Origin of the sequence: Pseudorhizobium flavum (assembly GCF_044142885.1) — a bacterium.
GTDB classification, from domain to species: domain Bacteria; phylum Pseudomonadota; class Alphaproteobacteria; order Rhizobiales; family Rhizobiaceae; genus Neorhizobium; species Neorhizobium flavum.
Window position 1 is genome coordinate 105,138 of the sequence record NZ_JBIOKZ010000006.1, and the last position, 25,251, is coordinate 130,388.

24 protein-coding genes are annotated in these 25,251 nt (G+C 63.8%); 10 read left to right on the forward strand and 14 right to left on the reverse strand.

The genetic code is table 11. The annotated features are described in order from the left end of the window. Genes ACEPP2_RS13155 through ACEPP2_RS13175 form a run of 5 tightly spaced genes read right to left on the reverse strand, consistent with a single transcriptional unit; the run spans window position 1 to window position 5,546 of the window. Window positions 1–396, reverse strand: a complete 396-nt coding sequence (locus ACEPP2_RS13155; RefSeq protein WP_239999515.1) for a RidA family protein — start codon at window positions 394–396, stop codon at window positions 1–3. Then, window positions 389–1,588 (reverse strand): acyl-CoA dehydrogenase family protein, encoded by a 1,200-nt coding sequence (locus tag ACEPP2_RS13160; RefSeq protein ID WP_395516874.1) that lies wholly within the window; start codon window positions 1,586–1,588, stop codon window positions 389–391. The genes ACEPP2_RS13155 and ACEPP2_RS13160 overlap by 8 nt, the downstream gene beginning before the upstream one ends. 1 nt (window position 1,589) lies before the next feature. After that, entirely contained in the window at window positions 1,590–2,435 is an 846-nt protein-coding gene (locus ACEPP2_RS13165; RefSeq protein ID WP_395516875.1) for an enoyl-CoA hydratase family protein, read from the reverse strand. Continuing rightward, complete coding sequence (locus ACEPP2_RS13170; RefSeq protein ID WP_395516876.1) at window positions 2,432–3,223, reverse strand: SDR family NAD(P)-dependent oxidoreductase; 792 nt, start codon at window positions 3,221–3,223, stop codon at window positions 2,432–2,434. The genes ACEPP2_RS13165 and ACEPP2_RS13170 overlap by 4 nt, the downstream gene beginning before the upstream one ends. Window positions 3,224–3,233: 10 nt before the next feature. Further along, window positions 3,234–5,546, reverse strand: a complete 2,313-nt coding sequence (locus tag ACEPP2_RS13175) for a bifunctional salicylyl-CoA 5-hydroxylase/oxidoreductase (protein WP_395516877.1) — start codon at window positions 5,544–5,546, stop codon at window positions 3,234–3,236. 170 nt (window positions 5,547–5,716) lie between these two features. Between ACEPP2_RS13175 and ACEPP2_RS13180 the strand changes: the two genes are divergently transcribed. Beyond that, window positions 5,717–6,229 carry a MarR family winged helix-turn-helix transcriptional regulator gene (locus ACEPP2_RS13180; RefSeq protein ID WP_077548619.1) on the forward strand — a complete coding sequence of 171 codons (513 nt, stop codon included), beginning with the start codon at window positions 5,717–5,719 and terminating at the stop codon, window positions 6,227–6,229. An 8-nt stretch (window positions 6,230–6,237) separates the two neighbouring features. After that, complete coding sequence (locus ACEPP2_RS13185) at window positions 6,238–7,167, forward strand: glutaminase (protein ID WP_152341431.1); 930 nt, start codon at window positions 6,238–6,240, stop codon at window positions 7,165–7,167. 53 nt (window positions 7,168–7,220) lie between these two features. Here the strand turns inward: ACEPP2_RS13185 and ACEPP2_RS13190 are convergent, their stop codons facing one another. From ACEPP2_RS13190 to ACEPP2_RS13205, 4 genes are all read right to left on the reverse strand, one after another. Next, on the reverse strand, window positions 7,221–8,738 hold the full coding sequence (locus ACEPP2_RS13190; RefSeq protein WP_395516878.1) for a tripartite tricarboxylate transporter permease: 1,518 nt from the start codon (window positions 8,736–8,738) through the stop codon (window positions 7,221–7,223). A gap of 21 nt (window positions 8,739–8,759) precedes the next feature. Continuing rightward, window positions 8,760–9,254 (reverse strand): tripartite tricarboxylate transporter TctB family protein, encoded by a 495-nt coding sequence (locus ACEPP2_RS13195; protein ID WP_395516879.1) that lies wholly within the window; start codon window positions 9,252–9,254, stop codon window positions 8,760–8,762. Further along, the gene (locus tag ACEPP2_RS13200; protein WP_142589042.1) at window positions 9,251–10,195 is read right to left on the reverse strand and encodes a Bug family tripartite tricarboxylate transporter substrate binding protein; all 945 of its coding nucleotides are present in this window, start codon (window positions 10,193–10,195) and stop codon (window positions 9,251–9,253) included. The genes ACEPP2_RS13195 and ACEPP2_RS13200 overlap by 4 nt, the downstream gene beginning before the upstream one ends. Before the next feature lie 202 nt (window positions 10,196–10,397). Continuing rightward, window positions 10,398–11,483, reverse strand: a complete 1,086-nt coding sequence (locus ACEPP2_RS13205; protein WP_395516880.1) for an ABC transporter substrate-binding protein — start codon at window positions 11,481–11,483, stop codon at window positions 10,398–10,400. 94 nt (window positions 11,484–11,577) lie between these two features. Between ACEPP2_RS13205 and ACEPP2_RS13210 the strand changes: the two genes are divergently transcribed. Both ACEPP2_RS13210 and ACEPP2_RS13215 read left to right on the forward strand, forming a co-directional pair. Next, the gene (locus ACEPP2_RS13210; RefSeq protein ID WP_077548482.1) at window positions 11,578–12,255 is read left to right on the forward strand and encodes a response regulator transcription factor; all 678 of its coding nucleotides are present in this window, start codon (window positions 11,578–11,580) and stop codon (window positions 12,253–12,255) included. After that, complete coding sequence (locus ACEPP2_RS13215) at window positions 12,252–13,640, forward strand: sensor histidine kinase (protein ID WP_395516881.1); 1,389 nt, start codon at window positions 12,252–12,254, stop codon at window positions 13,638–13,640. Before ACEPP2_RS13210 ends, ACEPP2_RS13215 begins: the two co-directional genes overlap by 4 nt. Here the strand turns inward: ACEPP2_RS13215 and nagA are convergent. The 4 genes from nagA to ACEPP2_RS13235 are packed head-to-tail and all read right to left on the reverse strand — an operon-like array spanning window position 13,628 to window position 17,443. Next, window positions 13,628–14,785 (reverse strand): N-acetylglucosamine-6-phosphate deacetylase, encoded by a 1,158-nt coding sequence (gene nagA / locus ACEPP2_RS13220; RefSeq protein ID WP_395516882.1) that lies wholly within the window; start codon window positions 14,783–14,785, stop codon window positions 13,628–13,630. The genes ACEPP2_RS13215 and nagA overlap by 13 nt on opposite strands. Beyond that, window positions 14,782–15,804 carry an SIS domain-containing protein gene (locus ACEPP2_RS13225; protein ID WP_395516883.1) on the reverse strand — a complete coding sequence of 341 codons (1,023 nt, stop codon included), beginning with the start codon at window positions 15,802–15,804 and terminating at the stop codon, window positions 14,782–14,784. The genes nagA and ACEPP2_RS13225 overlap by 4 nt, the downstream gene beginning before the upstream one ends. A gap of 2 nt (window positions 15,805–15,806) precedes the next feature. After that, complete coding sequence (locus ACEPP2_RS13230) at window positions 15,807–16,568, reverse strand: GntR family transcriptional regulator (protein ID WP_077548486.1); 762 nt, start codon at window positions 16,566–16,568, stop codon at window positions 15,807–15,809. After that, window positions 16,565–17,443, reverse strand: a complete 879-nt coding sequence (locus ACEPP2_RS13235; protein ID WP_077548487.1) for an N-acetylglucosamine kinase — start codon at window positions 17,441–17,443, stop codon at window positions 16,565–16,567. The genes ACEPP2_RS13230 and ACEPP2_RS13235 overlap by 4 nt, the downstream gene beginning before the upstream one ends. 205 nt (window positions 17,444–17,648) lie before the next feature. On the opposite strand from ACEPP2_RS13235, the gene ACEPP2_RS13240 reads away from it, so the two are divergent. The 6 genes from ACEPP2_RS13240 (at window position 17,649) to ACEPP2_RS13265 (ending at window position 23,909) form a co-directional block, all read left to right on the forward strand. Then, window positions 17,649–18,563 carry an N-acetylmuramic acid 6-phosphate etherase gene (locus tag ACEPP2_RS13240; protein WP_395516884.1) on the forward strand — a complete coding sequence of 305 codons (915 nt, stop codon included), beginning with the start codon at window positions 17,649–17,651 and terminating at the stop codon, window positions 18,561–18,563. A gap of 25 nt (window positions 18,564–18,588) precedes the next feature. Beyond that, complete coding sequence (locus ACEPP2_RS13245) at window positions 18,589–19,845, forward strand: ABC transporter substrate-binding protein (protein ID WP_281977774.1); 1,257 nt, start codon at window positions 18,589–18,591, stop codon at window positions 19,843–19,845. 169 nt (window positions 19,846–20,014) lie between these two features. Continuing rightward, on the forward strand, window positions 20,015–20,965 hold the full coding sequence (locus ACEPP2_RS13250; protein WP_077548490.1) for a carbohydrate ABC transporter permease: 951 nt from the start codon (window positions 20,015–20,017) through the stop codon (window positions 20,963–20,965). 10 nt (window positions 20,966–20,975) lie between these two features. Next, window positions 20,976–21,815, forward strand: a complete 840-nt coding sequence (locus ACEPP2_RS13255) for a carbohydrate ABC transporter permease (protein ID WP_281977771.1) — start codon at window positions 20,976–20,978, stop codon at window positions 21,813–21,815. Then, a complete protein-coding gene (locus ACEPP2_RS13260; RefSeq protein WP_395516885.1) occupies window positions 21,812–22,876 on the forward strand; it encodes a Gfo/Idh/MocA family protein in 1,065 nt (354 codons plus the stop codon). Before ACEPP2_RS13255 ends, ACEPP2_RS13260 begins: the two co-directional genes overlap by 4 nt. Window positions 22,877–22,904: 28 nt before the next feature. Further along, a complete protein-coding gene (locus ACEPP2_RS13265) occupies window positions 22,905–23,909 on the forward strand; it encodes an ABC transporter ATP-binding protein (protein WP_281977768.1) in 1,005 nt (334 codons plus the stop codon). A gap of 12 nt (window positions 23,910–23,921) precedes the next feature. Here ACEPP2_RS13265 and ACEPP2_RS13270 read toward each other — a convergent pair whose 3' ends face one another. Beyond that, entirely contained in the window at window positions 23,922–25,181 is a 1,260-nt protein-coding gene (locus ACEPP2_RS13270) for an alpha/beta hydrolase (RefSeq protein ID WP_281977767.1), read from the reverse strand. Between the last annotated feature and the right edge of the window lie 70 nt (window positions 25,182–25,251).

Below are 25,251 nucleotides of genomic sequence, written 5' to 3' on the forward strand. Positions count from 1 at the left end.
TTACTCCGGAACGACGGCGATGGCCTGGATCTCGATCTTGGCGCGGTCCTCAATCAAGGCCGTCACCTGCATGGCGGCCATGGCAGGGAAGTTCTTGCCCATGATTTCGCGATAGGCTTGGCCGATGCCCTTCAGGTTGGCGAGATACTCCGCCTTGTCGGTGAAGTACCAGGTCATGGTCGTCACGTGCTCGGGGCCCGCACCGCCGGCGGCGAGGACTGCAACCACGTTCTTCAGCGTCTGGCGGACCTGCTCGACGAAGTCATCGGTCTCGAACTGGCACTGGCCGTTCCAGCCGATCTGGCCGCCGACATAGACCTGCCGGCCGCGTGCCGCCACGCCGTTAGAATAGCCGATCGGCTTCGCCCAGCCCTCGGGCTGAAGAATGTCATGCATGTGTCTTCTCCGGAGGCGCGCCCTTCAGGAGTTCGCGCGCAATGATGAGTTTCTGGACTTCGGTTGCGCCCTCGTAGATCCGCAGCGCACGAATTTCGCGATAGAGGCTCTCGACGATCTCGCCGCGCTTCACGCCTCGTCCGCCGAACATCTGTACGGCGCGGTCGATCACCTGCTGGCCATTCTCCGTCGCGACCATCTTCGCCATGGCTGCTTCCTTGGTGGTCGGCAGGCCCTGGACGTCGCGGCGCCAGGCGGCACGATAGGTTAGGAGAGCCGCGGCATCGATCTGCGCCGCCATGTCGCCGAATGCGGCCTGGGTCAGCTGAAGGTCGGAAAGGCGGTTGCCGAACATCGGACGGGTCGTCGCATGGGCAAGCGCCTCGTCCAGCGCCCGGCGGGCAAAGCCGATTGCGGCCGCAGCGACGGAGGCGCGGAAGATGTCGAGCGTGCGCATGGCGATCTTGAAGCCCTCGCCGGGACTGCCGAGCAGCCTATCAGCGGGGATGCGGCAGTTCTCGAAGCGGATGGTCGCCAGCGGATGCGGCGCAATCACGTCAATTCGTTCGGCGATCGAGAAGCCGGGATCATCGGCATAGACGACAAATGCCGAGATGCCGCGGGTTCCGGGCGCTTCGCCCGTACGTGCGAAGACGGTGTAGACGTCGGCAATGCCGCCATTGGAGATCCAAGTCTTCTCGCCGTCGAGGACATAGTGATCGCCGTCGCGACGCGCCGCGCAGGCCATTGCCGCGACATCGGTGCCTGCGTCCTTCTCGGAGAGCGCGAAGGCCGCGATCCATTCACCGCTCTGCGCCTTCGGCAGCACGGCGCGACGCAGTTCCTCCGTTCCGGACAGCGCGATCGCGCCGGTGCCGAGGCCCTGCATGGCGAAGGCGAAATCGGCGAGGCCGTCATGCCAGGCAAGCGTCTCGCGGGTGAGGCAGGCCTCGCGGGAATCGATGGGGCGCTTGCCACCAGCGCCGGTGGCCGCATCCAATAGTCCCGCCGCGCCGAGCGAGCGAACGAGGTTGCGGCAGGCGCGATCGGTGTCGGCATGGTCGATGGCGGAAAGTGACCCCGATGCGGCATAGGCGTCGAGCCGTGCCGCCAGCGTACGGTGGCTGTCGTCGAAGAAGGGCCAGTCGAGATGCTCGCGGGTCGGACCGGTCAGCCGGGTCGGTGCCGCCATGTCAGTTCCCCTCGAAGACGGGCTTGCGCTTATCAGCAAAGGCTTCGAAGGCGCGGCGAAAGTCCTTGGTCGCCATGCAGACGGCTTGTGCCTGCGCTTCCGACTCGATCATCTCGTCGATGCCCATGGCCCATTCCTGGTTCAGCATTGTCTTGGTCATCGTGTGGGCGAACCATGGCCCGTCCGCGAGCGACTGCGCCAGCTTCAGTGCTTCGGCCTCCACGGAGTCCGCTGCGTGAAGCGCGTTATAGAAGCCCCAGGCGTGGCCTTCCGAGGCGCTCATGGCGCGGCCGGTGAAGAGGAGTTCCGCGGCGCGACCCTGGCCGATGATGCGCGGCAGGATCCCGCAGGCGCCCATGTCCGCGCCCGCGAGCCCGACGCGGGTGAAGAGGAAGGCGGTCTTCGCCTCGGGCGTCGCGAGACGCATGTCGGACGCCATGGCGAGGATGGCACCGGCGCCGGCGCAGATGCCGTCCACCGCCGCGATGATCGGCTGCGGGCACTTCTTCATCGCCTTGACCAGATCCCCGGTCATCCGCGTAAAGGCAAGGAGGTCCGGCATCGCCATCTGCGTTAGCGGTTCGATGATCTCGAACACGTCACCGCCAGACGAAAAATTGCCGCCGGCTCCGGTCAGGACCACCGCGCGAACATCCGAAGCATAGGCAAGGTTGCGGAACAGGTCTCGCAGCTCCGCATAGCTTTCGAAGGTAAGCGGATTCTTACGTTCTGGCCGGTTCAGCCGGACCGTGGCGACCCGCCCATCGGTGCTGACCTCCCAGAGGAAATGCTGCGCCTGATAATCCTTGAACGGGCGAAGGTGCCCTGCCATGGAAGCCGTGCTCATCCTGCTAATACCTCCCCGCCGGCGATTGCGATCGCCTGGCCGTTGATCGAAGCCGCAGCGGGCGATGCCAGCCACAGAACCGCGTCGGCGACTTCTTCCGGCCGGATCAGTCGTCCCTGCGGATTGCTTTTCGTGAATTCCTTCATCGCGTCTTCCCGGCTGCGGCCGGTCTTCGCGACGATCGTTTCAATCGCCTGCGCGATCAGCGGCGTATCGGTAAAGCCGGGGCAGACCGCGTTGACGGTGATACCCGTCTTTACAAGTTCCAGCGCCAATGAGCGCGTCAGACCGATGACACCATGCTTTGCCGCGGTATAGGCCGAGACATAGGCATAGCCGGTGAGGCCGGCGGTCGATGCGATGTTGATGATACGGGCGCCGTCGCCGCGCGACTTCAGGTCGGGAAGGGCGGCCTGAGTGACGAGGAAGACGCCGGTCAGGTCGACCGCGAGGATGTGGTTCCACATGTCCAGCGACGTTTTCTCGAATGGTGCGCTGGGCGCCTCTCCGGCACTGTTGACGAGGATGTCGACGGGGCCGAATGCGGCACGGGCGGCCTTCAAGCCATCCGCAACAGCAGTCTTGCTGGTGACATCGAAACCGTGAGCCACGTGAACCTGCGAGGGCCCGAGTCTTTCGGCAAGCGCCTTCAGGGGTTCTGCGCGGCGTCCGGCCAGGGTGACCCTCGTGCCGGCCTCGACCAAGGCCGTGGCGATGGCCGCACCGATGCCGCTGCCGGCACCCGTTACCAGTGCATGACGGCCGTCCAGCTTGCGCGCTGCATCCATCAGCCGATCCTCACTTCGCTGCCGCGGCACGCGCCAGATTGGTCTCGTATTGCTGTTTGCCGGAATAGTACTGCCTCGGCCAGGCGATGTCGGTGAGCCCGATGCGCGCTGCCTCGTGCAGCACCCAGGCCGGATCGGCGAGATGCGGACGGGCGACAGCGCAGAGATCGGCGCGGCCCGCGGCGATCACCGAATTGGCGTGGTCCGCCTCGGAAATTGCCCCGACGGCAATGGTGGGAATGCCGACCTCGTTGCGGATCTTGTCGGAGAACGGCGTCTGGAAAAGGCGGCCGTAGACCGGCCTTTCTTCCTTCCAGACCTGGCCGGACGAGCAGTCGATCATGTCGGCTCCGGCGTCCTTGAACATCTGCGCGAAGATCGCCGCGTCGTCTGGCGTATTACCGCCCTCGAACCAGTCGTGGCAGGAGAGGCGCACCGAGATTGGCTTATCGTCAGGCCAGACGGCGCGAATGGCATTGAAGATCTCCAGCGGGTAGCGGGCGCGGTTCTCGTGGCTGCCGCCATATTCGTCGGTTCGACGGTTGGTCAGCGGCGACAGGAAGCTCGAGAGCAGGTAGCCGTGTGCACAGTGAAGCTCCAGCCAATCGGCGCCGGTGGTCACGGCAAGCTCGGTGGCGCGGACAAAATCGGCCTTCACCCGATCCATGTCCGCGCGGTCCATGGCTTTCGGAACCTGGCTGTTCTTCAGGTAGGGCAGGGCGGAGGCGGAGATCAGCGGCCAGTCGCCCGTCTGAAGCGGCTGGTCGATCCCTTCCCATGCCAGCTTCGTGGCACCCTTCCGCCCGGCATGGCCAAGTTGAATACCCACCTTCGCGGTGCTGTTGCCATGGACGAAATCCACAAACCGCTTCCAACCCTCCGCCTGCTTCTCGTTCCACAGGCCGAGGCAGCCGGGGGTGATTCGGGCGTCCGGCGATACGCAGGTCATTTCGCCGAAGACGAGTGCTGCGCCGCCGAGCGCGCGGGCGCCCAAATGCACGAGATGGAAATCGTCGAGCACGCCGTCCTTGGCCGAATACATCGCCATCGGCGACATGACGATGCGGTTCGTCAGCGTCACCCCGCGCATCGTATAAGGCGTGAACATCGGAGGCGGCACCCGGCCATCGGCTGACGGTTCGACACCTGCCTGACTGGCGAACCAGCGCTCATAGCCCTCGAGCCAGGCCTTGTCGCGCAGTCGCAGGTTCTCATGGCTGATGCGCTGCGATCGGGTCAGCATGGAATACATGAACTGCTCGGGGGGAAGCGTATCGGCATAGCGCCTGCCCACGACCTCGAACCATTCCATCGCGTTACGGGCGGCGTTCTGGATGCGGGCAACGTCGACGCGGCGGATTTCCTCGTAGTCCTCCAGAACCGCCGGGATCTGCTCCTTCGCATGGCCGTGCCGGTTGAACTGGTTTGTGAGCTCGATGGCGTCATCGATGGCGAGCTTCGTGCCCGAGCCGATGGCGAAGTGGGCGGTATGGGCGGCGTCGCCCATCAGGACGACGTGCGAGTGACCGTTGAAATGGCTCCACTTGCCGCAGATCAGGCGATTGAAGTTCAACCAGGCGGAGCCCCGCAGGTGGCGGGCATTGGTCATCAGTTCGGCGCCGTCCAGAACCTCGGAAAATAGATCTTGGCAGAAGTCGATCGAACCCTGCTGGTCCATCTGGCCGAGACCGTGCTTTTCGTAGGCATCCTCGGTGGTCTCGACGATGAAGGTCGAAGTCTTGTCGTCGAACTTGTAGATGTGCGCCTGGAAGCAGCCGTGATCCGTCTTGCGGAAATCGAAGGTGAAGGCATCGTAGAGCTTGTTGGTGCCGAGCCAGATGTAGCGGTTCGGCCGTGTCACGAGGTTGGGTTCGAAAACCTCCTGATACCGGTTGCGGATCTTCGAATTGAAGCCGTCCGAGGCGATGACGAGATCCGCATCCGCATAGTCGAGATCGCTCGCGACGTCCGTCTCGAAGACCAGTTCGACGCCGAGCGCCTCGCAGCGGCGCTGAAGGATGTTGAGGAGCTTCTTGCGGCCAATGCCAACGAAGCCGTGGCCGGAGGTACGCTGGCGGGTACCCTTGAACCAGACCTCGATATCGTCCCAATGGTTGAAGGCGTCCTCGATCTCGGCCGCACTGTCGGGATCCCAGGCGCGCATCGCCTCCATGGTTGCATCGGAAAAGACGACTCCCCAGCCGAACGTGTCATAGGGACGATTGCGCTCGACGACCGAAATCTCGTGCGCAGGGTTCTGCTTCTTCATCAGGAGCGCGAAATAGAGCCCCGCCGGGCCGCCGCCGATGCAGACGATGCGCATGAAGCTATTCCTCCTGATGTTCCGCTTTATTATTTTAAGTTTAAACTATAAGTGGCGTGAGGCGATCGTCAAGCGCTTTCGGGATGGAGACCTCCACCAAGGGAGCCTTTGACAATTCAAATATCGCTTCGTAACTGTTCAGACAGGGGGATGTGGCGCGGATGGACACCATGGAAAACGATGCCGCGAGCGCGGATCTGGAGCTGATCGTGCATGGTCCCGCGGGCGCGGCCAAGCCGGAGACGAGGCTGTGGCTGCGCATGCTCTCGACCACCAAGCTGATCACCACGGAAATCCGCCGTCGGCTGAGAACGGAATTCGGCGCGACGCTGCCGCAGTTCGACCTGATGGCGCAGCTCTACCGCGAGAAGAACGGGCTGCGTCTTGGGGAATTGTCCCGCCGGACAATGGTTACCAACGGCAATGTTACCGGGCTGGTGGAGCGGCTTGAATCCGACGGACTGGTCAAACGCGTCACGCCGGATCGTGACCGGCGGGTTACGGTCGCGCAACTGACGCCAGCGGGGGCAAAACTCTTCGCGGCCATGGCCGTCGCCCACGAGGCATGGCTTCGTGACCTGCTGGCCGATGTCGACCGCGCCATGGTCGCCGACCTGTGGTCGGATATAGGCAAGGTCAAGACCTCGGTCCGCAACCATCTCTCCGGCTCGGAATTCGAATAGCGGCCCCTATGGAAAACCTGCAGTCCATCGTGGACGAGATCCATCACGCTCTCCTGCCGCGGCTTGGGGAAGGCAAGGTCGCGGATTACATCCCGCAACTGGCTCATATCGATCCGAAGAAGTTCGGGATCGCCGTGACGGAGGTGGATGGGGTGGTCGCCAAGGCAGGGGATTGCGACGAGCCATTCTCGATCCAGAGCATATCCAAGGTCTTCACCCTGACGCTGGCACTCGGCAAGCACGGTGAAAACGTCTGGAAGCGGGTGGGGCGGGAGCCGTCCGGATCGGCCTTCAATTCCATTGTCCAGCTGGAGCACGAGGAAGGCAAGCCGCGCAATCCCTTCATCAATGCGGGCGCAATCGCGGTCAGTGACCTGGTCCTCGCCGGCCATACGCCAAGGGAGGCGATCGGCGAGATTGTTCGCTTCGTCCAGTACCTCGCGGACGATGATGGTATCGCGATAGACCCTGCCGTCGCCAAGTCCGAGGCGGCGACAGGGTATCGCAACATCGCTCTCGCCAACTTCATGCGGGGCTTCGGGAAGCTTGACCATCCGGTCGACCACGTACTCGGCGTCTACTTCCACCACTGCGCGCTGGCCATGACCTGCACGCAACTCGCCCATTCCGGACTTTTCCTTGCGGCAGCCGGGCGCAACCCGCTGACGGGCCATACGGTGGTATCACGCCAACGTGCCCGGCGGATCAACGCGCTGATGCTGACCTGTGGCCACTACGACGGCTCGGGCGATTTCGCCTACCGCGTGGGCCTTCCGGGGAAGAGCGGAGTGGGTGGCGGCATCCTTGCCGTTGCGCCGGGCAAGGCGTCCATCGCCGTCTGGTCTCCCGGCCTCAACCACAACGGAAATTCTTTGGTAGGCTCGCTCGCCCTGGAAATGCTGGCGCATCGCACCGGCTGGTCCGTCTTTGGACCTTGAACGGTAAGAAAGGGGGCGCCGCCGAAGCCGCCCTCCTTCCTGGGAGGACTAGCTCAGTCTTCGTTCGCGGCCATCTGCGACAGCATTGCACCCCGGCCGCGGATCCGAAGGATCAGCGGAACGATGAAGGCGAGTGCCGCCACCACGAAGAGGACAGCAGCGATGGGCGAGGTGAAGAGATATGTGACGTCGCCCTGGCTGATCGCCAGAGCGCGACGTAGTTGCTGTTCGGCCAGCGGTCCGAGGATGAGACCGACCACGACCGGCGCGATCGGGTAGCCGAAGACCCGCATGACATAGCCCAGCAGCCCGAAGGTCAGGAGCATGCCGAGTTCGAACACGGAAGGGTTCGCCCCAATCGTTCCGAGCGTGGCGAAGACCAGGATGCCGGCATAGAGCCAGGGCTTAGGGATGGTCAGCAGCTTCACCCACAGGCCGATCAGCGGCAGGTTGAGAACGAGCAGCATGGCATTGGCGATGAGGAGCGAAGCGATCAGCCCCCACACAAGCTGCGGATTGGTGGCGAACAGCAGCGGGCCGGGTTGCAGGCCATATTGCTGGAAGCCGGCAAGCATGATCGCCGCCGTCGCGGTGGTCGGCAGGCCGAGCGTCAGGAGCGGCACGAGCGTGCCGGCGGCCGATGCGTTGTTGGCTGCCTCCGGCCCTGCGACGCCTTCGATGGCACCGTTGCCGAACTCCTCCGGATGCTTCGTCAGTCGTTTTTCCGTCGCATAGGAAAGGAAGGTGCCGATCTCCGCACCGCCGGCCGGCATGGCGCCGATCGGGAAGCCGATCACGGTGCCGCGAAGCCAGGGTTTCCAGGAGCGGGCCCAGTCCTGCGCGCTCATCCAGACGGAGCCTTTCACAGCCTCCACCGTCTCCGGCCCCCGCATGCCCTGCGCGGCCACGAAGAGCGTTTCCCCGATGGCGAACATGGCGACTGCCATCGTCGTCACTTCGATGCCATCCAGCAGGTCTGGAACACCGAAGGAGAGGCGGGTCTGGCCTGTCAGCTGGTCGATACCGACGATCGAAAAGGCCAGACCGACGAAAAGCGCAGTCAGGCCACGAAGCGCAGAATCCCCGAAGGCTGAGGAAACGGTGACGAAGGCGAGCACCATCAGCGCGAAGTACTCCCGCGGTCCGAACTGGATGGCGACCTGGACGACGTAGGGTGCGAGGAAGGCCAGCAGCAGCGTGGCGATAAGACCGGCAACGAAGGAGCCTATGGCAGAGGTCGCAAGTGCAGGTCCGCCGCGGCCCGCCTTGGCCATCTTGTTGCCCTCCAGCGCCGTGACGATGGACGCGCTTTCGCCGGGTGTGTTGAGGAGGATCGATGTCGTCGATCCGCCGTACATGCCGCCGTAGTAGATGCCGGCGAACATGATCAGGGAACCGGTCGGGTCGAGCCGGTACGTGACCGGCAGCAGCAGAGCAACGGTCAGCGCCGGGCCGATCCCAGGCAGAACGCCGACGGCCGTGCCGAGCGTCACGCCGATCAGGGCATAGACGAGGTTCATCGGCTCCATGGCCGACAGCAACCCCTGCAAGAGAAACTCGAATGTGGTCATAGGGGTATCCCGGTGCTCTCGTCAGAGGAACAGCTGTTCCAGTGGCCCGGCGGGGAGGGACAGCTGGAGCAGTCCGGCGAAGATCAGGTAGATTCCGAGGCAGATGACGATGCCGACGGGGATGGTAAGCCATAGCTTTCTACGACCGAAGCCAGCAGCGACAAATCCGAAGAGCACGCCCGTAGCGATCGAAAAGCCTGCGCGGTTGAGGAGCAGCATCTGCGCCGCAAGACCTGCGACCACCCAGAATACCGGGCCCAGCTCTTGTTTCTCCCGCTGCGGTAAATCGCCGCGGAACGCCTCGATGGCAGTCCAGATCGCCAGCCCGATCAAGCCGAAGGAGATCCATTCCGGCACTGTTGCTGGCCCGACCTGCGAATAGCCGGCGGCACCCTTCACGCGGGCGACGTCGAAGAAGATCACTGCCGCAATCGCGACGAGGACGACGGCGATGGTAAGCGCCGCCCAATCGGGGCGGCGCTGCTCGTTTTCAACGTTCGGCTGGTCGAGGCTCATTTCACCAGCCCGATATCCTTCAGCACGGTTTCGGTCGCGCTGATGTCCTTCTCGAGCTGCGCATCGAACTCGTCGCCTGCAAGGTAGGTATCGGCCCAGCCCTTGGTCTTCAGCGTCTCCTGCCAGGTTGCCGACTTGGCGAGCTTCTCGATGTCGGCGAGCACGGCAGCCTTCTGCTCGTCGGAAAGGCCGGGAGCTGCCGCTACCATGCGCCAGTTCTGCAGCACGACGTCGTAGCCGGCCTCCTTCAGCGTCGGGGCGTCCACGCCCTCGATGCGCTCATCGCTGGAAACGGCGAGCAGGCGCAGCGTGCCGGCCTCGACCTGCGACTGGAACTCGCCATAGCTGGAAATGCCGGCAGTTACCTGGCTACCGAGGATGGCTGCGAGTGCCTCGCCGCCGCCCGAATAGGCGATGTAGTTGATCTTGGTAGGATCGACGCCAGCTGCCTTTGCGAGAAGCCCCACGGCAATATGGTCGGTACCGCCGGCAGAACCGCCTGCCCAGGAAACCGAACCCGGATCGGCCTTCAGCTTCTCGACGAGCTGGTCGATCGACTGAATGTCGGAGGACGCCGGTACGACGATGGCTTCATATTCGCCGGTCAGGCGGGCGATCGGCGTGACGTCCTTCAGGGTCACCGGCGACTGGTTCGTCAGGATGGCGCCGACCATGACGTAACCGCCGACGATCAGGGCGTTCGCGTTGCCCTTCTGCTGGCTGGCGAACTGCGCGAGGCCGATCGTGCCGCCGGCGCCCGGAACGTTGACGACCTGCACATTGCCGGAGATGCCCTCTTCCTGAAGGGCCGTCTGGAGCGAGCGTGCGGTTTGGTCCCAGCCGCCGCCGGGCGCTGCAGGCGCCATGATGGTGTAGTCGGCGGCTGCGGCCGGCAGAGCGAGAGCTCCGGCGAGAATCGAAGCAAGAACGAAGTGTTTCAAGGGTCTGTCCTCCATCAAGCGCCGTCTGGCGCGATCATCTTGTTTGGGAAAGGAGGACGGCGTGCTGGCAGCACATGCCGCCGGGCGCTCCTCCCATCCGCATCGGCACACCCCTCCAGGAGCGCCGAATGCCCATAAGCGATCATATCAAGCTGACATCTACCTGACATTCCGCCTCTCCTGCGCAAATGGCAAGGGGAGTTCACTGCAGCCGGAGCACCTCGTTCCAGCGTGAAATGAGCCTCGCCCGCTTCACCTGGTCGAGATAGACCATCAATCCGAGGCTGACCGGTACGGGCTTGAGCTGCCCGCCCAGCATCTCCCGCATGGTGGTGGCGGTATTGTTGCCCGAGACCTCCGGGCTGACGGCCGGGATCTGCAGTTCACGCGCCATGATCGTCTGGCCCTGGCGAGACATGAAGAACGAGAGATAGCGGCGGCCGAGCTCGGGGGCGGCGGCGGCCTGGGGAACGAGACCGATCCGCGACATGACGACAGTATAGTCTTTCGGAAGCACGATGCCGACATCCGGATGCCGCGACGCCCAGTCGGCCGCGTAGGAACCGAGGATGTTGTAGCCAAGGACAAACCGCCCGTCGGCCACGCGCTCGAGAATTGCCTGGCTGGTCGAATAGAGCTTGACGCCGGCAGCTCCCATGGCTCGGATTACCGACCAGATATCGCCGAATTGCTCCTGATCGCGCGACATGAAAAGGAAGCCGACCCCCGAGCGCTCGATGTCGTAGGTGCCGATCCGGCCATAGACGTCATCGCCGCGCTGCGACAGGAGCGCCACGAACTCGGCGCGGGTCGAGGGTGGCGCTTCATCCTGGAAGCTTGGCTTGTGATAGACAAAGACTGCCGGCTCGAAGGTCAGGGCATAGGCGGTATTGCGCCAGTTGGCCCAGCCCGGCCAAGTCTCGCTCATCGGCAGATCGCTGCGCTGTGCATAGCCGTCATTCGCAAGCTTGACCTGCAGGTCCATCGCAGAGGAGAAGGCGAAGTCGGCCGTTTTCTGCCCGGCATCCGTTTCCCGCACAATCCGATCGTAGATTTCGCCCGTCAGCATGTCCTCATAGCGTACGGCAATATCCGGATTGGCAGCCTGGAAGCCCGCGACCATCGGGCGCGCCAATGGCTCGTCAAGCGAGGAGTAGACCACCAGTACAGGTGCATCGGCGCGGCCGGACAGGGCAGGAAAAACCGTCGTTGCCGCGGATGCAAAGCTGGACAGGAAGGAAAGGAGAAGGGGGAGGATAGCGAGCGGCCTCATGCACGAACCATGCATCAGCAGGAGCCGCAGCACAAGCCGAGGATCTGGCCCCTCGCTTTCGTGACAACGGGCATCGCGCAGGATAATCTCCGGCGAGAGGGGTATAGACGTGCGAATTCTTCTGGTGGAAGACAATCAGGCGCTTGCTGAGGGTCTGTCGACGCTCTTGCGCGGCAGCGGCTATGCCGTGGACGTGGTGGCTGACGGCGCCTCGGCGGAGGCGGTTGCCGTGGCGGAGACCTACGATCTTGTCATTCTCGACCTCAACCTGCCGGAAATGGATGGTCTCGATGTGTTGCGCTCCATGCGTTCGAGGCAGAACCGCGCAGCCGTGATGATCCTGACGGCACGTGGCGCACCGGAGGAACGCGTGCGCGGCCTCGATCTCGGCGCTGACGACTACATGATCAAGCCGTTCGACATTTCTGAGTTCGAGGCGCGCATCCGCATGCTGCTGCGCCGACAGGCGGGGTTGAGGAGTTCCGTCGTCCAGTTCGGGGGCGTCACGCTGGATCTTACCTCCCGGACATTCACAAGCGCCGGCGTACCGCTGGACATTCCTGCGCGCGAGCTTGCCCTGTTGGAACTGCTGTTTCTGCGAGCTGGAAAAGTCGTCTCCAAGGATGCGATCGTGGGATCACTGACGGGCTTCGACGAGGATCTTTCGGCCAATGCCATCGAACAATATGTCAGCCGACTGCGCCGCCGGCTGGCTCCGCACGGATTGACGGTGAGGACCGCCCGGGGGATCGGCTACTACCTCGAGAATTCGGCAACCGCTGGATGACGCCCCCGTATTCCCTTCGACGTCGGCTGCTCGCGTGGCTGCTCCTCGCCACCGCTGTGCTCGGAGCCTTTGCACTTGCGGACACCTGGCGGGAGGCCGAGAAGACCGCGGATGAGGTGTCCGACCGGGTACTCATGGGCTCAGCGCTGGCGATCGCGGAGCGCGTGGTGGTGTCGGAGGACGGCAGGCTGGAGGTCGACATTCCCTATGTCGCGCTCGAAATGCTGACATCGGCGGCACAGGACCGCGTCTTCTATCGTGTGGACGGACCGCCGGGGACCTTCATCACAGGCTACCAGACCCTGCCGTCGATTCCACGTAGCGAGGGTCAGGCGGCCGCCTTCAAGGACGCTGTGTTTCGGGGCGAGCCGATCCGGGTGGCGGTTCTGGCGCGCTCTGCGTCGACCGGTATCAATTCCGTCCCGTTCAGCGTCACGGTGGCGGAAACGACCATGGCCCGCCAGCAGTTGATGCAGACCATCCTGTTCCGGTCCGCGGCCCGCCTGCTGTTCATGATCATCGGTGCCGCCGTGATCGTGTGGATCGCAGTCACCGTCTCCCTTCGCCCGCTCTACCGCTTCAGCGAAGCGATCGCGCAACGCAGTCCCGATGATCTGCATCCGATCGCGGAGCGGGTCCCAAGCGAGGTGCAGGGTCTGGTGGACACCGTGAACTCCTTCATGGTGCGGCTTGAATCGGCGCTCGAGGCGCTTCGGCATTTCACGGGGAATGCAAGCCATCAGCTGCGCACGCCACTTGCCATCATCCGCACCCAACTCGCCCTCGCGTCTCGGTCAACCGACCTCGGCACCGCGAAGATCGCAGTCAGCAAGGCTGATGCAGCGGTCGCGGACGGTGAAAGACTGCTCGCCCAGTTGCTCCTGATGGCGAAGATCGACGCGGCGACGCGCTCGGCCTCCTTTCAGGAGACGGATCTTGGATCACTTTCGCGGAGCGTGACCGCCGATCACGTCCCACTCGCGGCAGAGGCGGGCATCGATCTTGGTTTCGAGGGCGGCGGCAAGCTGATGATCACCGGCGAGCCTCTGCTTCTTGCGGAGCTTCTGAAGAACCTCGTTGCCAACGGGCTTCTCTATGCCGGTCGCGGTGCGGACCTGACCGTTCGTGTCAGGAGAGAGGGAGTGGAAGCCATCCTCGAAGTCGAAGACAACGGGCCAGGCATTCCGCCGGAGAGGCGGGACTCCGTCCTGCAGCGCTTCGACCGTGGCACGCGCGCCGATTCCTCAGGCTCGGGTCTTGGCCTGCCCATCGTTGAAGAGATTGCCGAGTTGCACCATGCGCGTCTTGAACTATTGGATGGGGCCGGTGGGCACGGTCTCTGCGTCCGGATCCGGTTCCCCCTCCTCGGGGATCATGCCGAGTAGACGCAGGCACCGCCGATCCAGGTGCTCTTCATCTGCAGGTCGTCCGTCAACGCTACAAAATCCGCATCCGTGCCGGGTGCCAGCCGGCCCTTTCGCGGGGCAACCCCGGCCGCCTCGGCCGGATAGGTGGAAACCATCCGGAACACCTCTTCGATGGGGAGGCCGAGACTGCCGTGCAGGAAGCGGACAGAGGCAAGCATGTCGATGTCGGCACCGGCAAGTGTTCCGTCCGCCAGGGTCAGGCGGCCGTCGCGACGCAGGATCTCCCGTCCGTTCAGCGTGAACCGCGTAAGATCGGTCCCGATTGGCGACATGGCGTCGGTGACGACGAAGATGCGGCCGGGTCCTTGTTTCGAGCGCAGTGCGATCGCCATCGCGGCGGGATGGACGTGGATGCCGTCGGCAATCAGGCCGGCATGGAGCACGCCGGTGTGTAGGGCAGCACCAACCATGCCCGGCTCGCGGTGGCCGAGCGGGCTCATGGCGTTGAAGAGGTGGGTGACGGTGCGCGCGCCGGCCTTTGCATACCGCTGGACGGTGTCGAAATTCGCGTCGGTATGACCGAGGCTGACGACGAAGCCTGCTTCGGCCAGACGCGAAACCTGTGCTTCCGTGACGTTCTCGGGCGCGACAGTGATCATCATCGCGGGGAAGCTGCCGCCGCAGGGGAGGAGGAGGGCGAGATCTTCTTCCTCCATGGGCCGGATCAGCGCGGGATCGTGGGCGCCTTTGCGTGCGAGCGAAAGGTGCGGACCTTCGAGATGCAAGCCGAGGAGGCCCGGCAAGTGCCCGGCCATGGCCTGCCGTCCGGCGGCGATCACGGCCGCAGTGGTCTCCGGCGTATCGGTGATCAGCGTTGGAAGGAGCGCGGTCGTGCCGAAACGGGCATGGGCGGCGCAGATGGTCCGCAGCCCTTCTACCGTCGGAGCGTCGTTGAGCATGACGCCCCCGCCGCCGTTGACCTGAAGGTCCACGAAGCCTGGAACCAGAATGCCGCCACCAATGTCCACGACTTCGGCCTCGGCGGGAACGTCCGATTCTGCAACGATGGCCGCGACACGTCCGTCGGAAAGCATGAGAGCCGAGTCCTGATGCCAGGTCTCTCCATCGAAGATGCGGGCGCTGCGGATGGCGATTGGGGTCATTTCGTTTCCGTCACTTTCTTGAGCGCCGCAGGGGCGTCAGGATTGTAGCCGCGCGTGCGTGACCAGGCTTCGACGAAGCCGTAGAACGGCAGGATGAGGCAGAGTGCGTCGGTGAGGGGGTGGCCGGTCGTGACGAAGGGAAGCTCGCTGGCCTTGCTGGCCCGGCTCGATGTCGCGAAGGCAAGGGCACCCTTGTCGACCAGACCATCGGCGATCTCGACCACCGAGGCCTCGGCGGCGTCGCGCGCTGCAAATGCGATGATCGGGAAGCGATAGTCGACGAGCGCTACCGGACCATGCAGGACCTCGGCGGAGGAATAGGCTTCCGCATGCATGTTAGAGGTTTCCTTGAACTTCAGCGCAGCTTCGCTGGCAATCGCAAGTGCCGGCCCGCGGCCGAGCATGAAAAGCGAATCCGCGTCACCGAGCTGCCCCGCAAGGTCCGTCCAATCGAGGTTTACGGCCCGTGAGCAGAGCGACGGAAGATCCTGCAGCGCACGCTTGAGGGCGTCGTCGTCCACCCACTCCGCCAGCAATGCGAGCCCCGCCACGATGGAATTGAAGTAGGACTTGGTCGCAGCCACCGCGAGTTCAGGACCGGCCTGAATGTCGATTGCGTGGGAAGAGGCCTGTGCCATCGGCGAGGCCGGTGTATTGGTCAGCGCAAGGGTGAGTGCCCCCGCCTCCGTCGCCGCCTGCGTCATGGCAATGATATCCGGGCTCTTGCCCGACTGCGAGATCGCGATGGCCGCGCTGCCGGCAAGCTTCATCGGCGCATGATAGATGGAGGCAAGCGACGGACCGAGCGAGGCGACCGGTCGTCCTGTCGTGAGCTCGATTGCGTACTTGATGAAGGTTGCAGCGTGGTCCGAGGAGCCGCGTGCAATCGTGACGAGGAAGGTGGGATCCCGTTCTCGCAGGGCCCGACCCGCCTGAGCCAGATCACCCGCCGACGTTTCCAGGAGCCGTGCGACCGCCTCCGGTATCTCGTTGATCTCGCGCCGCATATGCGTCTGCATTGTCAGTCCCCCAAGGTCAGTTCGGCCACGAAGTCATAGGTGTCGCCGCGGTAGAGAGAGCGGGTGAATTCCACCACACGCCCGGAGGCGAGGTAGGAAATGCGCTCGATCGATAGCCCCGCCGCCCCGACCGGAACGGCAAGCAGTCCTGCTTCGGGTTCCTTGACGTTGCAGGCGGAGATGCGCTGGATCGCACGCACCGGGCGCGCATTCTTCTTTCCGAGTTCGGCGTAGAGCGAGGTGGTGACCGCTTCGGGGTCGGGCAGGAATTCCGCCGACACGCTCGCCCGCTCGATCGCCAGCGGCATGTCCCTCGCAATGCGCAGTCGGCCAAGCCGGGCGACCAGCGTTCCCGCGGCAAGACCGAGCATCATCATCTCCTCGGGCGATGGGTGGAATAGGCCACGCTCCAGCCATTCCGAGCGGGTTTCGAGGCCGCGCCGCGCCATGTCCTCGGTGAAGGATGTCAGCCGCGAAAGGGGCTGTTGCACGCGCGAAACTGGCTTGGCCACGAAGGTGCCCGAGCCCTGGCGGCGCACCAGCAGGCCGTCCCGGACGAGATCGTCCACCGCCTTGCGCACAGTGACCCGGCTGACATCGGCATAGTCCGCGAGATCCCGTTCGGCGGGAAGCGCGTCGCCCTCACCGAGGCGGCCGGAGCGGATGGCCTCCTCGAGGAGCTGCCGCAGCCGACGGTACAGCGGTCCGCCGCCAGGCGCCTGAAGACCCTCCAGGGGAAGCAGCGAAGCAAGCGGTGCCGTCATACCCCCTCCTTCCGAAACGCCTTCACGGCCAATGCAACCGCGCCGATGAGCGCGTCTCCCTGCGGCGGGACGAGCCGGCTCTTGTGACGCTCGGCGAGGTAGGATGGGTAGATCTCTGCAAGCCCGCCGAGCAGGCAGAGGCGACCGGCGCCGCCGTCGACCCGTGCTATTGCATCGAGCGCCTCGTCCACATGGGATGCCGCATCCTTCATCAGCCGCAGGGCGATTGCATCGCCTTCCGCGGCGAAGGAAACCACGATGGGTGCGTAGCGTCCGTAGTCTCCGGGGCGGGCCGCGCGCGCGAAATCGACGATCTTCCTGGGGTCGTGTGCGAACTCATCAAGGATATGGGCCGTCAGGGCGCTGCCGGGTCGGATCCGGTCATGGACGAGCAGACTTTCCTGCAAGGCAGCATGGCCTAGGCGGGCACCCCCGCCTAGGTCGCCCACCTGGAAGCCCCAGCCGCCGAGATAGTGGATCTCATCTGCATGGCGCAGGATGAAGATCGTGCCGGTGCCGACGATCCCAATCGCCCCGTCGTCATCGCCGAGAGCGCCCTGCAGGGCAATGAGGCCATCCGACACGATCTCCGAGTGCCGGAAGGGCAGCCGGGCCTGGACATAGGAAACAGCGTCTCCGACATTGTTGCCCGCGACGCCCAGAAGAGCCGATGCCTCGGAGAGGTCGGCGGAAATCCCCGCCTCACCGAACGCCAGCCGCGTTGCCTCCTCGATGTGCCGGAGTGCGGTATCAGGATCGGTCAGGATGTTGGACGCGCCGCTTCGCCCACGGCCGATGATGCGTCCGTCGGCATCCGCCACTGCAGCCCTGCAGCTTGTTCCGCCGCCGTCGATGCCAATGAAATAAGCCTGCATGGATGACCTCCGCACTCATGATACCAAAAAAATACCAATTACCAAGGGTGAAAGCGAAGAGGTCGCAGGAACCTCAGATATGGGCTGAGAAAGCAGAGCACGCCGGCCAGTCAGCCGACGAATTAAGGCGATCTTCACATTTCTTAATTTGCCGGCTGGACAATTGGTATTTTTTTGGCATCATTTCAGCCAGAGGGAGAAACGGATGAGCGGAACCGCCACCGAAGCCACGCATGGAGAAGCAGGGGGACTTGATGCCCGCCCGCCGCAGGAGATCCTGCGCCTTCTCGCGGCTGGACAACAGGCTGCGGCCGCTGCTGTCGATGCGGCTATCCCCGCAATAGAGACAGGTTCGGACCTGATGGCTAGGGCGCTTCGCGGCGGCGGCAGGATCGCTTATGCGGGTGCGGGAAGTTCCGGGCTCATGGCCATGGCCGACGCCCTGGAACTGCCGGGTACCTATGGAATACCCAAGGACCGGATCCTTGTCTTGCTTGCCGGCGGTCTCGCGAGCCTCAGTGACCTGGCGGGATCTCCCGAGGACGACGTGGAGCAGGCGCGCAAGGATGCCGCGGTGCTCGAGCCGACCGACTGTGTCATCTGCGTCTCGGCAAGCGGCTCCACGCCCTATGCTCTGGCCGTCGCGGAGGCCGCCAAGGGACGCGGAGCGCGGGTGATCGCCATTGCCAACAACCCTGGTGCGGCGCTGTTTACCCATGCGGACGTCTCGATCCTGCTGCAGACGCCGCCTGAGGTGATTGCGGGCTCCACCCGCATGGGTGCGGGAACGGCGCAGAAGATCGCGTTCAACATGCTGTCGACCCTTGCCGCAGTCAGGCTCGGTCATGTGCATGATGGGCATATGGTCAACCTTCATCCCGACAACATCAAGCTGCGGGCACGCGCGGCGCGTATGGTCGCCGATATCGCCGGTGTAGCGGTGGACGAGGCCGGACGACTGCTCGATAGCGCCGGAGGCTCGGTCAAGGTTGCCGTCCTCCTTGCGGCTGGGATGCCGGACATCGAATCTGCTCGGCAGGCACTGCATAGAAACGGAGAGGTGCTGCGCGCTGCTCTTGCCGAGTTCGAAACAAAAACTGGGTTCCACAAGCGCGCCTGAGTGCGCGAACAAGAGGGAGAACGATATGACCCGCATTCTGAGAGGCATGCTGCTTGCTACGACCGTTCTGGCTCCGGCCGGCATGGCGATGGCGCAGGAAACCCAGCTTACCATCGAGAGCTGGCGCAACGACGATCTGCCGATCTGGCAGGAGAAGATCATCCCGGCGTTCGAGGCCAAGCACCCGGACATCAAGGTGACCTTCGCGCCGATGGCGCCGACCGAGTACAACTCGGCCGTAAACGCCAAGCTTGAGGCCGGCACTGCAGGCGACCTGATCACCTGCCGCCCGTTCGACCTCTCTCTCGCGATGTTCGAGAAGGGGCAGCTGGCGCCGCTGAACGATCTCGAAGGCATGGAGAACTTCTCGGACGTCGCGAAGTCCGCCTGGACCACTGACGACGGCGCGACCACCTTCTGCGTACCGATGGCCTCCGTAATCCACGGCTTCATCTACAATAAGGCAGCCTTCGAGGAAGTCGGCGTCGAGGTGCCGAAGACCGAGGAAGAGTTCTTCGCCGTCCTTGAGAAGATCAAGGAAGACGGCAACTACATCCCGATGGCCATGGGCACCAAGGACCAGTGGGAAGCCGCCACCATGGGCTACTACAATATCGGCCCGAACTACTACAAAGGCGAGGAAGGCCGCAAGGCGCTGATTGATGGTACGCAGAAGCTTACCGATCCGCAGTGGGTCGAGCCCTATGCGACACTCGCAAAGTGGAAGGACTATCTCGGCGACGGCTTCGAGGCGCAGACCTATCCGGACAGCCAGAATCTCTTCACGCTCGGACGCGCTGCGATCTACCCGGCAGGATCCTGGGAAATTGCACCGTTCAAGAGCCAGGCCGATTTCGAGATGGGCGCCTTCCCGCCGCCGGTGAAGGCCGCGGGCGACAAGTGCTACATCTCCGACCACAACGACATCGGCATCGGTCTCAACGCCAACAGCAACAATGCGGAAGCCGCCAAGACCTTCCTGTCGTGGGTCGCGTCGCCGGAATTCGCCGATCTCTATGCCAACTCGGCTCCGGGCTTCTTCAGCCTGAACTCGACACCCGTCACCATGCAGGACGATCTGGCCCAGGAATTCGTTTCCTGGCGCGAGAACTGCGAGACGACGATCCGCCCGAGTGCCGCAATTGTCGGCCGCGGCGATCCGAACCTCGACCTCGAGATGTGGCGGGTTTCAGCCAACGTCATCAACGGCACGATGACCCCGGAGCAGGCTGGCGAAGAGACCCAGAAGGGCCTCGACAGCTGGTACAAGCCGAAGCAGTAAGAACGCCTTCGGCCACTATCTCCCTCTCCCTGACCGGGGGAGAGGGCTTCTTCCTGCCCGAGCTTCGGCCGCCATCAGCGGCACGCCCATGTCGACGGGAGGGGCGGGCGGCAGCTGGCAGGCGCCGCTGCCATAGACTTGGACGATGCCTCGTTTCCGGAACACGCCGATGACCCAATCCGACATTGCCGAGACGCGGATCGCTCCACCGAAGCGCACCATCCGCTGGCACATCCTCGTGTTCCTGGCCCCCGCCTTTCTGGTCTACACCGCGGTCATGATCCTGCCGCTGATCGAGACGCTGAGGCTGTCGCTCTTCAACGTCGTCAATGGCCAGATGACTTTCGTCGGCCTTGCAAACTTCCAGCGCCTGTTCGGCGACCCGCGGCTTGCCGCCGACTTCTGGAACGCCCTCTGGAACAACACGATCTTCTTCATCATCCACATGGCGGTGCAGAACCCGATCGGTATCGCGCTGGCCGCCATGCTGTCGGTTCCAACACTGCGGTTTGCCGCCTTCTACCGAAGCGCGATCTTCGTGCCGACGCTGCTTTCCTTCGTCATCGTCGGCTTCATCTGGAAGCTCATCCTCTCGCCGATCTGGGGGATCGCACCCGGCCTGATGGACCTCGTGGGCTTGAAGTCGCTGTTTTCACCATGGCTCGGCAAGCCGGAGAGTGCGCTCATCACCGTGTCGCTGATCTCCGTCTGGCAGTATGTCGGCATCCCGATGATGCTCATCTACGCCGCGCTTCTCAACATCCCCGACGAGGTGCTGGAAGCGGCTGAAATCGACGGCATCACCGGCTGGAGCCAATTCTGGAAGATCAAGCTGCCGCTGATCCTGCCTTCGATTGGCATCATCTCGGTGCTCACCTTCGTCGGCAACTTCAACGCCTTCGACCTGATCTATACGGTGCAGGGGGCGCTCGCCGGACCGGACGGCTCGACCGACATTCTCGGTACGCTGCTCTACCGCACCTTCTTCGGTTTCCAGAACCAGATGGGCAACCGTCCGATGGGTGCGACGATCGCGACCGTGATGTTCCTGATCATCCTCGCCGGTGTGTCGCTATACCTCTTCGTCATCCAGCGGCGTATCCGCCGCTACCAGTTCTGAAGGAGGCGAGATGTCCAAAGCACGTTCTTCCCTTCTTCGCTCCGGACTCATCCATGTAGCGCTGATCACCTATACGCTGATTGCGCTCTTTCCAGTCTTCCTGACGCTGGTGAACTCGCTCAAGGCACGCAACGCCATCTTCCGCGAGCCGATGGCCCTGCCGACGCCGAAGACCTTCAGCCTTGTCGGCTACGAGACGGTGCTGAAGCAGGGGGATTTCGTCGGCTACTTCCAGAACAGCCTGATTGTCACTGTCGTCGCGATCGCGCTGGTCCTGCTGTTCGGTGCCATGGCCGCCTTCGCCCTCTCCGAATATCGCTTCCGCGGCAATACGCTGATGGGGCTCTATCTCGCGCTTGGGATCATGATCCCGATCCGGCTGGGCACGGTTGCCATCCTGCAGGGCATGGTGGCCACGGGGCTGGTCAACACGCTGACGGCGCTGATCCTCGTCTACACGGCGCAAGGCCTGCCGCTGGCGATCTTCATACTGTCGGAGTTCATGCGCACCCTTTCCGACGACCTGAAGAATGCCGGGCGGATCGACGGCCTGTCCGAATACGCGATCTTCTTCCGCCTCGTTCTGCCGCTGGTGCGCCCGGCCATGGCGACGGTCGCCGTCTTCACCATGATCCCCATCTGGAACGACCTGTGGTTCCCGCTGATCCTGGCGCCCGGTGAGGCGACCAAGACGATCACGCTGGGCGCTCAGATGTTCATCGGCCAGTACGTGACCAACTGGAATGCGGTGCTGTCGGCGCTCTCGCTGGCCATCCTGCCGGTGCTGGTCCTTTACGTCATCTTCTCGCGGCAGTTGATCCGCGGCATTACATCCGGAGCTGTGAAGTGAGCATCGAAGACAAGCCCATCCGCGTCCTGGTAGCCGGCCTCGGCAATATGGGCCGCAGCCACGCCCTCGCCTACCACAACAACCCCGGCTTCGAGATCGTCGGTTTCGTCAATCGGTCCGAAGTGGCGCTGCCGGAGAAACTGCAGGGCTACACCATCCACCCGTCTTTTCCGGAGGCGCTCGCCGAGCTGAAGCCCGACCTCTGCTCCATCTGCACCTATTCGGACAGCCATGCCGACTACGCCGTCATGGCCTTCGAGGCCGGCTGCCATGTCTTCGTCGAGAAGCCGCTGGCCACGACCGTGGCCGATGCCGAGCGTGTGGTGGCTGCGGCAAAGGCCGCCGACCGCAAGCTGGTGATCGGCTATATCCTGCGCCATCACCCGTCCTGGATGCGGCTCATCCAGGAGGCCCGCAAGCTCGGGCCGCCTTACGTCTTCCGCATGAACCTCAACCAGCAGTCCTCGGGTCCCACTTGGGAGACCCACAAGGCGCTGATGCAGACGACCTCGCCGATCGTCGATTGCGGCGTCCACTATGTCGACGTCATGTGCCAGATCACCGATGCCAAGCCGGTGCAGGTGCGCGGCATGGGCCTGCGCCTTTCCGACGAGGTGGCGCCCGACATGTACAACTACGGCCACCTGCAGGTGATGTTCGATGACGGCTCGGTCGGTTGGTACGAGGCGGGCTGGGGCCCGATGATCTCCGAGACCGCCTTCTTCGTGAAGGACGTGATGTCGCCCAAGGGCTCGGTCTCGATCGTCATGGATCCGAACGCGAAGTCCGACGACATCGACACGCATACCAAGACCTCGCTGATCCGGGTTCATACCGCCGAAACGGGCCCGGACGGGAAATTCCTGCGTCCGGACGAGGATCTGGCGATGGCTGGCGAACCGGGTCACCAGGATCTTTGCGACATGGAACAGGCCTATGTGCTCAAGGCCATTCGCGAGGACATCGACCTCGACCGCCACATGAACGACGCCGTGCAATCGCTGCGCATCTGCCTCGCCGCCGACCAGAGCGTGCGGACCGGCGCGCCAGTCATTCTCTAATGCCGCCTATCTCGTAAGGACAACGCCATTGGGTTCGCTGCAACTGACCTCCATCCGCAAGTCCTTCGGGACCCACGAGGTGCTGAAGGGGATCGATCTCGACGTGAAGGATGGCGAGTTCGTGATCTTCGTCGGACCGTCAGGCTGCGGAAAGTCCACGCTCCTGCGCGTCATCGCGGGCCTAGAGGACGCGACTGCGGGAAGCGTCCGGATCGACGGCGCGGAGGTGGTGAACACGCCGCCTGCCAAGCGTGGGATTGCCATGGTCTTCCAGACCTACGCCCTCTATCCGCACCTGACGGTGAAGGACAATATGGGGCTCGGGCTGAAGCAGGCGGGCGAGGCTAAGGCGGTGATCGAGGAGCGGGTCGCCAAGGCTTCCACCATGCTGTCGCTCGACGAATATCTCGGGCGTCGGCCTGCGGAACTGTCCGGCGGACAGCGCCAGCGCGTCGCGATTGGACGGGCGATTGTTCGCGAACCGAAACTCTTCCTGTTTGATGAGCCGCTGTCCAACCTCGACGCCGCGCTCAGGGTGCATATGCGGCTGGAGATAGCAGCACTTCATCGACGCCTGAAGGCGACGATGATCTATGTCACGCACGACCAGGTCGAGGCGATGACGCTTGCGGACAAGATCGTCGTGCTGAATGCCGGCGCCATAGAGCAGATCGGCTCGCCGATGGAGCTCTACAATCGCCCGGCCAACCTCTTCGTCGCAGGCTTCCTCGGCTCGCCGCAGATGAACTTCATCGAAGCCGGGCGAATGGGCGAGACGGGGGCGACCACGATGGGCATCCGGCCGGAGCATATCGGCCTCTCACGGGAAGCGGGCACCTGGAAGGGCAGGGTCGAGCATGTGGAGCATCTTGGGGCCGACACAATCGTCTACATCCAGACGGAGCAGGCAGGGCTGGTGACGGTGCGGCTTTTCGGCGAACACCCCTATTCAGCCGACGACATCGTCTTCGCAACGCCAGATGCGACCAGCATGCACCGTTTCGATGCCGATGGTCGGGCAATCGCCAGCTGAGGTCTGCCGGCGCTACTGCGCGACGGTGGAGATGACGGTGTTCTCGATGGACCGGCCCACCCGGTTGATCTGCTCGCCATAGGTGCGGCGGGTCTGCGGATCGAACACGGCAATCGGGGCGCTGACCGTGGCGCTCGCAACTCCGCCAACTGTCTGGGCGGTGCCGAGGGCGATCGCGCCGAGCCGCTCCCCGAGCGCGACATTGGTCGTTGCGATCTCCTGCCCGGCCAGAAGTCGGGTGCCGATGAGTTGGACGACCTGCGGGCTCTGCGCGAACTTTCCATGGTTGAGCGGGTCGCCGCTCTCGAGTGCGGTGAGGTCGATCACGCTGATGCCGGCGGCCTCGAACTGGGATCGGTAGGGCTCTGCCGTCGGGTCCACCTGTCCAAGACGGTCGACACTGCCGGAAATCCGTCGGGACAGTTGCAGAGCACGGTCATCGCGAGAGACGAACAGCGTGAAGCGAGGGCCGGGCGTCCCGATCGTCTTGAACTGCTGGGCAAAGACATCCACGTCGAGATCAGGCGAGGCAAGGATGACATTGCTGATCTTTCCGGGGACCCTGCCGTCACGGATCGCCATCTGCCGCAGGGCCTCCACCGTCAGCCAGGAACCCATCGAATGGGCAAGCACCACGACATCGGCCACCTGCGGATCGTCGGCGATCTGGTCCAGCACGCGCTCCAACCCGTCGCGCGAATAGTTGGCGCTTTCCTTGTCGTAGTTGTAGTCGAAGATGGAAGCGCGCGACGGCCAGGTGAACAGGACGGGCGCCGCATCGGCCTTGGAGTCGTGGACGATCTGCGCGAACCGGTAGACTGCCTCCTCGTAGCGGTTGTTGAAGCCGTGGACGAAGACCAGCACGCGCTTGGCCGGCGGAAGGTGGCGGGAAAGCCAGCGGTTGGCGTCCTTTTCCGTCTGGACCGGCTCGACCCGGACGGTCGCGAATTCCTTGGCGGGATCTGCCGGCAGGCGCTTCGGCCACTGCACTTCACCGATCTTGCGATTGGCGTCGGGCGGAATGGAAACGGTGATGGCGGTGGCTTCGAGATCCCGGCCGCGCTCGCCGGAAAACAGGATGCCCGGATCGCCTGAAGGCTGCCGCGTCGTCGCAACGAAAATATCCACCACTTGGCCCGGCGCTGCCGCAGACGCCGTCGGAATCAGCACCCCTTCCGGCCGCCCCGCGCAGCCGGCAAGGCTCAAGGCGAGAAGAAGGGGGAGAAACACTGCCCGCAGGCGACGTGGAGGATGAGCGGCGCCGGTGATCATCGCTCCATTCAGCGGAGATGGGGGCGGATGTCAATTGCGGAGGGTGGCGGGCGCCAAAGTCCCGACTGGC

Excerpts from the sequence above, each read along its gene's own strand:
- ACEPP2_RS13155 (WP_239999515.1), bottom strand. The coding sequence starts at position 396 with ATGCATGACATTCTTCAGCCCGAGGGCTGGGCGAAGCCGATCGGCTAT.
- ACEPP2_RS13160 (WP_395516874.1), bottom strand. The coding sequence starts at position 1,588 with ATGGCGGCACCGACCCGGCTGACCGGTCCGACCCGCGAGCATCTCGAC.
- ACEPP2_RS13165 (WP_395516875.1), bottom strand. The coding sequence starts at position 2,435 with ATGAGCACGGCTTCCATGGCAGGGCACCTTCGCCCGTTCAAGGATTAT.
- ACEPP2_RS13170 (WP_395516876.1), bottom strand. The coding sequence starts at position 3,223 with ATGGATGCAGCGCGCAAGCTGGACGGCCGTCATGCACTGGTAACGGGT.
- ACEPP2_RS13175 (WP_395516877.1), bottom strand. The coding sequence starts at position 5,546 with ATGCGCATCGTCTGCATCGGCGGCGGCCCGGCGGGGCTCTATTTCGCG.
- ACEPP2_RS13180 (WP_077548619.1), top strand. The coding sequence starts at position 5,717 with ATGGAAAACGATGCCGCGAGCGCGGATCTGGAGCTGATCGTGCATGGT.
- ACEPP2_RS13185 (WP_152341431.1), top strand. The coding sequence starts at position 6,238 with ATGGAAAACCTGCAGTCCATCGTGGACGAGATCCATCACGCTCTCCTG.
- ACEPP2_RS13190 (WP_395516878.1), bottom strand. The coding sequence starts at position 8,738 with ATGACCACATTCGAGTTTCTCTTGCAGGGGTTGCTGTCGGCCATGGAG.
- ACEPP2_RS13195 (WP_395516879.1), bottom strand. The coding sequence starts at position 9,254 with ATGAGCCTCGACCAGCCGAACGTTGAAAACGAGCAGCGCCGCCCCGAT.
- ACEPP2_RS13205 (WP_395516880.1), bottom strand. The coding sequence starts at position 11,483 with ATGCATGGTTCGTGCATGAGGCCGCTCGCTATCCTCCCCCTTCTCCTT.
- ACEPP2_RS13215 (WP_395516881.1), top strand. The coding sequence starts at position 12,252 with ATGACGCCCCCGTATTCCCTTCGACGTCGGCTGCTCGCGTGGCTGCTC.
- nagA (WP_395516882.1), bottom strand. The coding sequence starts at position 14,785 with ATGACCCCAATCGCCATCCGCAGCGCCCGCATCTTCGATGGAGAGACC.
- ACEPP2_RS13225 (WP_395516883.1), bottom strand. The coding sequence starts at position 15,804 with ATGCAGACGCATATGCGGCGCGAGATCAACGAGATACCGGAGGCGGTC.
- ACEPP2_RS13230 (WP_077548486.1), bottom strand. The coding sequence starts at position 16,568 with ATGACGGCACCGCTTGCTTCGCTGCTTCCCCTGGAGGGTCTTCAGGCG.
- ACEPP2_RS13235 (WP_077548487.1), bottom strand. The coding sequence starts at position 17,443 with ATGCAGGCTTATTTCATTGGCATCGACGGCGGCGGAACAAGCTGCAGG.
- ACEPP2_RS13240 (WP_395516884.1), top strand. The coding sequence starts at position 17,649 with ATGAGCGGAACCGCCACCGAAGCCACGCATGGAGAAGCAGGGGGACTT.
- ACEPP2_RS13245 (WP_281977774.1), top strand. The coding sequence starts at position 18,589 with ATGACCCGCATTCTGAGAGGCATGCTGCTTGCTACGACCGTTCTGGCT.
- ACEPP2_RS13250 (WP_077548490.1), top strand. The coding sequence starts at position 20,015 with ATGACCCAATCCGACATTGCCGAGACGCGGATCGCTCCACCGAAGCGC.
- ACEPP2_RS13255 (WP_281977771.1), top strand. The coding sequence starts at position 20,976 with ATGTCCAAAGCACGTTCTTCCCTTCTTCGCTCCGGACTCATCCATGTA.
- ACEPP2_RS13270 (WP_281977767.1), bottom strand. The coding sequence starts at position 25,181 with ATGATCACCGGCGCCGCTCATCCTCCACGTCGCCTGCGGGCAGTGTTT.